Genomic DNA, 6,303 nt, shown 5'->3' with positions numbered 1-6,303 from the left:
GATTTAACCCCGTGCAGCAAGATTCGTTCCACTTCGGTTGTGCGCTATTACTTAGTCGGCGCCAACGTAGTCCGCTCTATCCCCGAAGTGGCACCAGGCGGCGTAGGCCGCGCCAAATCCATCGGGACACGGGGCATGGTGAACAACCAAGGGATTTACCTGCTTGTGCAGTAACGTTCTGGATGGCATCGTCTGTTTTACCTTCATTGACCTGTTTATCGAATGCGCCCTGCCCTGCCGCAGACATCGCCTGGCAACTTCCCTGGTGATCTCCGACAGGATCGAGGTCAAGCACCCATGTCCGGCCTGCTCCGGGCAGGTTTCACGCCGCGCAAAACTCCAACTGATCAAGATTATCCCAGACGCCGGGCCTTGAGGTCGGCCGTGTCCATTTGCATGGCCTGCACTTGGCTGGCCGCGACAGATTTTTCGGGCACGCAGAGAGTTTAATTTGGCGCGACGCCACTTCGGCAGGCTGGAATGGCGGCCGACTCGACTGGGCCGGATTACGATTAGTCTTGGCACCGCGTCAAATGAGACAATCCATGCTGAACACTCGAAAAGATGAGTAGCCGGCGCTAAGGGGAATGCATGGAGATTGTCGCTGTAATTGACTTTGAAACAACAGGCTTGTCTCCTGCACAAGGAGACCGCGCGACAGAGATTGCCGCGGTACTTCTGCAAGACGGGAAGGTTGTTGGCCGATACCAGAGCTTGATGAATGCAGGTGTACGCATCCCTTCGTTCATCGAAGAACTGACCGGAATTTCCAACGCCATGATACGCAAAGCACCCCCGGTGGCCGATGTCATGCGTGAAGTATCCGATTTTGTTGGTGGCTATCCCCTGGTTGCACACAATGCTTCGTTTGACTGCAAGTTCTGGGACGCGGAACTTGCTCGCATTCAGCGAAGCAGACGCCAAGAGTTCGCCTGCTCCATGCTGCTTGCACGACGACTGCTCCCGCAGGCACCAAGCCATAAGCTTGGTGCCCTTGTTCAGTTCGTCAAGCTACCAATTACGGGTCGTTATCACCGAGCATTAGCCGATGCGGAGATGGCCGCCAGTCTTCTGGCCTGGCTGGAAGACGAATTGCGTGGTCGCTACAAAGTTAGCGAGGTTTCCCATGAGCTTCTGCGCAAGATTCAAAAAGTCCCCAGAAACAAGTTGGACCAGTGTCTGGAACGTCATCAACGCAAAGTTCTTGCTGTTCAGTAAGCGGGGCAGATTTTCTGGAGACCCGCAAGCGGATGAGCGGTGGTCTTTCCTCCTGCCATCAAGCACCGCGTAGCGCTGGCTAGAACGGCAAATCGTCGTCGTCATCGACGGGTGGCTCCTCCTGCTGTGAAGAAGCTGCCGCAACCGGTGCATCAGCCGACTGCGCAGTCGTCGCGACCGAAGCGGAAGGGATTGAAACCGGCTCGACACCCACATTTCCCAGCGCCTGTTCCAAGGCTTTCTCGACCGCGTCAATCCGTTCCTTGCAAACTTTGTAGGCACCTACAGACTCTGTGACAATATCCAGGAGGTCATCAATGTTTGGTTCCTGCTGATTGCGCAGTGTATTGGCGTGGCGTTGCAGGACGCCATAGGCGTCACGAAATGTCGTTGCAGTCATGCTTTTCCTTTGTTGTGCTCAGTAACCAGGGTGCCGACACGGCCATCCCTGAATTGAATTTCCAATGCCTGGCCGGGGATTGCCTGACCTGCGCTGGTGATGGTCTTAAGCTCAGCATCGCGGACGACGGTAAAGCCCCGTCCGAGGGTTTTTTCTGGTCCCTGGCCTGCGATTTCTCGGAACAAGGCTTTGGAATTAGCCAAAGCATCAGAAATAGAACGTTTGGCATACAGTCCGATTGACCGAAAACTCTGGTTGCTCGCCTCATGGCTGCGACGAACATCCAGCACGGTCCGGTCGCGAACCGCGTCGAGCTTTGAAGAGGCGAGCGTGCGCGCCGTCTTCACGGCAGCATGTGCTTCCGACCGAACCTCGGCGAACAGGGCCGGCACCTCACGCTTTGCAATCGAAAGTAGTTGATGTGTATCGTGCCTGACCTCACTCATCAGCCCGCGCGTTTCTTGGGTGGCATCGTGAATCGTCTGGATGGCCTCCAGACGAATGCTTCCCATCAGTTCCACAGATTCCTGCTTGGCTAGCGCAACATGGCGCAAAGCCCCTGCATGAACAATAACCATGCCCTTCTCAAGTTGTCCACGTGCCGAATTGAGTCCGCGAACGGCGGCGGAGGTCCGCAATTCAAAGTTGTCCTTGGCTTCCTGGACACGCTTCTTGATGATCTGCTCGATGCCTGCCGCAACCTTGCTCGGTGTATCAAAGCTGGTGTTCGCCACCTCATCGAGAATGGTGCTGTCGCGTTCGTGGCCGATGCCGGTGAGTACCGGTACCGTCAGTTCGCAGATAGCGCGAGCAAGCGCATAATCGTTCAACCAGGCCAAGTCATTTGCCGCGCCACCGCCCCGGATAATCACGACTGCATCCGGCCCCTCCATGCCCGAATCCCTCCAGTTTTCCAATGCAGAAAAGAGTTCATCCCGAATTTCAGCAGCGGCACCCTCCCCTTGGAAACGACTTGTGGCATAGACAAACTGGCAGATACCGAACTGCACCAGACGCTTGGGTTCCGCCTGGAAATCCCCCAGTCCTGCCGCCCCTTGAAGCGCAATCACCAGAACCGCGGTGTAATCCCAAGGGGCGGGCAGCTTTTTGTTGGCACCAAAAAGGCCTTCCTGTTGCAGCCGGGTGCGGATTTCGCGTTTTCTGGCCTCGAGGTCAGCTAGGGTGTAGTCGGGGTCGATGGCATCAATTTCAAGGCTGAAGCCGTATTGAGGCTTATAAACAGGTCTGGCACGCACCAGCAGCTTGATGCCAGGCGCGATGCTGGCTCCCGTGGCTTTTTCAAAAGCCGGCAGAATCTTGTTCGCCGTGCGGCCCAGATGGTGGCGTTGGCTTTAGCCAATACATTCCCGTTCGCCTCCAGCTCAGAGAGCTCAAGGTAGACGTGACCGCCATTTGTCCTTGCTTGGACGACCTCGACCACGGTCCAGACGCCCGCTTTGAAGGCTTGAGCAACAGCGTTTGCAACCCCAGCCAGGAGTTGCGAGAGCGAGATGCCCTTGCTCTGTAGCGCGACCTCTTGGGTTGTCGACACGGAAGCAGGCAAAAGTTCTGCAGAGGCTGACTGGCTGGGCATGCGCTTGTCGAGTCCAGCCGGGAGCCATGCCTTGAATGCAACAAGGTCCAAGCCTTCCGGGGCGAACCATTTTTTGGCGACAGCATCCCATTTCGCGCCGAGAGCCTTGGCTTTGTCCTTTTCTTTGAAATCAACGGTGAGGTAGGTTTGGGCCATTCAGTGATTATCCGGTACAAATGATCCGACAGTACAGTTTGGATGGGTCGGGTGCGTATTCCACACCAATCTGGACACTGATTCCACGCGAATCTGGACACTGATTCCACGCGAGTCGGGACGAAATGCCTGCACATTCCACCCAAACCTGCCACCCATTCCACTTTAATACCCTGCCACTCATTGCATTCGAAACCCTGCCAGCGATTCCAGTCCAAAGTCGGCCACCCACTGACGTCCCGGCGATAAAGAATTCAACAAGGGCATCAAGTATTTTTGGTTATCCGGATTGTATTGACGAGCGCCTTAAATGCTGCGTCGCAGCAGATTTCAAATGGAAAATCTGTGTGAAATTTTCTGCCACCGATTGCAACCCATTGCAGACGGTCGGGATTTTGAAATGCGGCCCTTCACCACAAGCGTGGAAAAAACGAAAGCGACCGTTCAAAATATTACGCATGACCGCCCGCTTCGCTGTTGCTGCGCGAGTCAGATTAACCATCATGGGCGAATTTCAGTGACCAGCTATTTTCTTGTGATTTTCAAGCTGACCCAGGGTTTGGGCATAATTTGTCTGGTCAAACATCAACGCGCATGCTGGTCAATCTGACTTTCAAAAACCGATAATTACATCGGCTCCGATTGGCAATTTCAATTGACAAAATGAACCTATAGAAGTGGCACAATCTTCCTGTCAAGCGCATCCTATTGCCTGCAATTGCCAATCCCGAAGTCAATGATCAATCGAAATCACCTATAAACTGGAGTTAAAGTGCTGACGAACCCCCGAACACTATTCAGAACCATTAGCCTGGTCTTCGCCATTAGTTCAATCCCCAGTGCTGCGTGGGCCCAAGCCTATCCAACCCGGGAATTGCTCTCAACAACTACAACAGTCGTCGGCGAAATCATTCGATACCCGACGACAGGCCCCGCGCGCATCACCGCGAACATCGTGACGATTGCCCCTGGCGCTGAAACCGTTTTCCACCGTCACCCCGCCCCCATGTTTGCTTACATCCTTGAAGGAGAGGTAACGGTCGATTATGGCGCTGAAGGCAAGCGCGTGTTTCGCAAGGGGGAGGCCCTGGTCGAGGCTATGTACACGATACATCGGGGAACGAACCTGGGAACCACCACGGTCAGCATCCTATCCGTTCATATGGGTGCCGAAGGCACCCAAAATGTTGAGCTTATGAAATAGGTCGGTGTTCCCAGGGAGCAGTTGATCCGGCCTCGGGAAGAACTACTTGCCTGAAGCAAAGTGAATATTGACTTGTTGTTTGCGCGACTCAGATTGACAGCCCTGTCCAATGAGTTATGAGCCTGAAGCGATAAATCTGAGGCTGAATTGATAAGTGGGTTGATCATCGCAAGGATGGTGATCAACATGAACGAAACACGGCTGCGCACGATTGAGCAGATCGAACAATTTCTCAGCGCCAGCGAGGAGATCGAGTTTCTAGCGCACGGGGACGACAGCGACCGCTATGAACACATCAGTCATGTGCTCAAGCGCTTCGACTATCCCCATCTGAGCAAGCGCGAGCGCGGTGTGCTGCGGGTGTATCTACAACGCACCACCGGCTACAGCCGTGCGCAGGTCACCCGTCTGGTCACCCAGTGGCATGGCAACCGTTTGGCGGCCGTACCACTGAAGAAGCGCTATCCCTTCGCCTGAACTCCACATATTCCTGGACTCTGCATATCGCCGAAAATTCCGTCACTCAAATTCCAACTTCAATTTCCACTTCAGCCGGCAAGTTTCTTGATGCGCTCGGCAAGGCGTCCGAACGCTTCATTCACGTACTCCAATGCTTTGGGTTCTACGCCCTGCGCACGTAGAGAGCTTTTGAAGCTGTCCAAATCGGAAAGCCATTGCCGATGCAGCCGGTCCAGCTCATTAACTTGGGGCTGGAATACTTGCAGGTTGCCGCTTCCACGAAACGCTTGGTAGCCACGCTCAAGTGTTGCCGCCGTTGTCAGCAATTGATCCGCCAGTGGCTTGTTCTGTAAAGGTATCTTGGTAATGCCGTCATAGGGCCGCGATACCTTGTTGTTCTCGATTTTGGACGCCTCTTCCATGATGAAGGCGTAGCGGTAAAACCCAGGAAACTCGTTGCACAGTGCAATGAGTTGATCGTCGGTAGTGCCGACCCAAATCTTGTGCAGGTCGGGGACGTATCCCACCATTCGATCAAAAATGACATGAGCCTCGCTGACGCCTTGGGCAGAAAGCTGTTGCATGTGCTGATCAATCTTCACGGCCAGTCGGCGAAATTCATTCATGCTCACACGTTGCTACTCTCAAGAAGTCGGGATTTCAAGTATGTGCTTTTTCTTGATGGTGATAACTGGGCTGCGAGTCACTGGCATCGGATCGGTCAAAACAGGAACCGCTACGTCTGCCGAGGGAATAGGCTCCGGGACAGCTTTAGGCACCTTCTGCTGCACGATGATACCGGCTTGGTTAATTGTTCTGGCAGCCATATCCAGCTCGCCAGAAACAATCACTGCAGCGTTACCGTCATACTCCTTGAATGCCGCCACCGCTTTGCGATAGGACTTTGAGCTGAGTGACACCGCAAGCTTGCCGCCTGTCGAATCCACAATTGTCACGGTAACGATTTTCGATCCAACAGTATCCAAGTCGAGGTGCTGTTCAAAATCAGTGATTACCGCCGTGATTTTCAGGGTTTTGGCTTGCAGGGTCATTTGTGCGATGTTTTCCTCACTTGGTCATTACTCAAACACTACCGCGCTGCCGCCATCATCGTGCGTTGTCCGCTTTTTTTTCTCCGCATTAGCGGCGTTGTACGCGGCTTTGTTCGCTTTTATTTTCTCTGCATTTGTGACGTTGTACGCCTTTATTTTCTCCACGTTAGGCGGCGTAAATAAATAAACATATCAAGTTTGCGCTATTACGTTCGGTCTG

10 protein-coding genes are annotated in these 6,303 nt (G+C 53.8%); 5 read left to right on the top strand and 5 right to left on the bottom strand.

All coding sequences use genetic code 11. The annotated features are described in order from the left end of the window. The first annotated feature begins 163 nt into the window (after positions 1–163). Both ACOYNV_RS25060 and ACOYNV_RS25055 read left to right on the top strand, forming a co-directional pair. Positions 164–376, top strand: coding sequence for a hypothetical protein (locus tag ACOYNV_RS25060; protein ID WP_422902535.1), 213 nt, complete (start codon positions 164–166; stop codon positions 374–376). Between the two features lie 215 nt (positions 377–591). Next, positions 592–1,218 carry a PolC-type DNA polymerase III gene (locus tag ACOYNV_RS25055; RefSeq protein ID WP_422902534.1) on the top strand — a complete coding sequence of 209 codons (627 nt, stop codon included), beginning with the start codon at positions 592–594 and terminating at the stop codon, positions 1,216–1,218. A gap of 79 nt (positions 1,219–1,297) precedes the next feature. Here ACOYNV_RS25055 and xseB read toward each other — a convergent pair whose 3' ends face one another. The 3 genes from xseB to ACOYNV_RS25040 are packed head-to-tail and all read right to left on the bottom strand — an operon-like array spanning position 1,298 to position 3,368. Continuing rightward, positions 1,298–1,618 carry an exodeoxyribonuclease VII small subunit gene (xseB, locus tag ACOYNV_RS25050; protein ID WP_422902533.1) on the bottom strand — a complete coding sequence of 107 codons (321 nt, stop codon included), beginning with the start codon at positions 1,616–1,618 and terminating at the stop codon, positions 1,298–1,300. Beyond that, positions 1,615–2,874 (bottom strand): exodeoxyribonuclease VII large subunit, encoded by a 1,260-nt coding sequence (locus tag ACOYNV_RS25045; protein ID WP_422902532.1) that lies wholly within the window; start codon positions 2,872–2,874, stop codon positions 1,615–1,617. Before ACOYNV_RS25045 ends, xseB begins: the two co-directional genes overlap by 4 nt. After that, entirely contained in the window at positions 2,796–3,368 is a 573-nt protein-coding gene (locus ACOYNV_RS25040; RefSeq protein ID WP_422902531.1) for a DUF5710 domain-containing protein, read from the bottom strand. The genes ACOYNV_RS25045 and ACOYNV_RS25040 overlap by 79 nt, the downstream gene beginning before the upstream one ends. 125 nt (positions 3,369–3,493) lie before the next feature. Between ACOYNV_RS25040 and ACOYNV_RS25035 the strand changes: the two genes are divergently transcribed. From ACOYNV_RS25035 to ACOYNV_RS25025, 3 genes are all read left to right on the top strand, one after another. Beyond that, positions 3,494–3,889, top strand: coding sequence for a hypothetical protein (locus ACOYNV_RS25035; protein ID WP_422902530.1), 396 nt, complete (start codon positions 3,494–3,496; stop codon positions 3,887–3,889). 251 nt (positions 3,890–4,140) lie between these two features. After that, on the top strand, positions 4,141–4,572 hold the full coding sequence (locus tag ACOYNV_RS25030; protein ID WP_422902529.1) for a cupin domain-containing protein: 432 nt from the start codon (positions 4,141–4,143) through the stop codon (positions 4,570–4,572). A gap of 186 nt (positions 4,573–4,758) precedes the next feature. Next, positions 4,759–5,049 (top strand): hypothetical protein, encoded by a 291-nt coding sequence (locus ACOYNV_RS25025; protein WP_422902528.1) that lies wholly within the window; start codon positions 4,759–4,761, stop codon positions 5,047–5,049. Positions 5,050–5,120: 71 nt separating this feature from the next. On the opposite strand, the gene ACOYNV_RS25020 is transcribed toward ACOYNV_RS25025, so the two are convergent. After that, positions 5,121–5,657, bottom strand: a complete 537-nt coding sequence (locus ACOYNV_RS25020; protein ID WP_422902527.1) for a transposase — start codon at positions 5,655–5,657, stop codon at positions 5,121–5,123. 18 nt (positions 5,658–5,675) lie between these two features. Next, complete coding sequence (locus ACOYNV_RS25015) at positions 5,676–6,083, bottom strand: hypothetical protein (RefSeq protein WP_422902526.1); 408 nt, start codon at positions 6,081–6,083, stop codon at positions 5,676–5,678. Positions 6,084–6,303 lie beyond the last annotated feature (220 nt).

This window comes from Propionivibrio sp. (genome assembly GCF_049316945.1).
Classification (GTDB): domain Bacteria; phylum Pseudomonadota; class Gammaproteobacteria; order Burkholderiales; family Rhodocyclaceae; genus Propionivibrio.
This window is presented reverse-complemented; position numbering and strand designations above follow the sequence as displayed.

Bases quoted from the DNA above. Each gene is read 5' to 3' on its own strand.
- ACOYNV_RS25020 (WP_422902527.1), bottom strand. From the start codon at position 5,657: ATGAATGAATTTCGCCGACTGGCCGTGAAGATTGATCAGCACATGCAA.
- xseB (WP_422902533.1), bottom strand. From the start codon at position 1,618: ATGACTGCAACGACATTTCGTGACGCCTATGGCGTCCTGCAACGCCAC.
- ACOYNV_RS25015 (WP_422902526.1), bottom strand. From the start codon at position 6,083: ATGACCCTGCAAGCCAAAACCCTGAAAATCACGGCGGTAATCACTGAT.
- ACOYNV_RS25035 (WP_422902530.1), top strand. From the start codon at position 3,494: ATGCCTGCACATTCCACCCAAACCTGCCACCCATTCCACTTTAATACC.
- ACOYNV_RS25025 (WP_422902528.1), top strand. From the start codon at position 4,759: ATGAACGAAACACGGCTGCGCACGATTGAGCAGATCGAACAATTTCTC.
- ACOYNV_RS25040 (WP_422902531.1), bottom strand. From the start codon at position 3,368: ATGGCCCAAACCTACCTCACCGTTGATTTCAAAGAAAAGGACAAAGCC.
- ACOYNV_RS25055 (WP_422902534.1), top strand. From the start codon at position 592: ATGGAGATTGTCGCTGTAATTGACTTTGAAACAACAGGCTTGTCTCCT.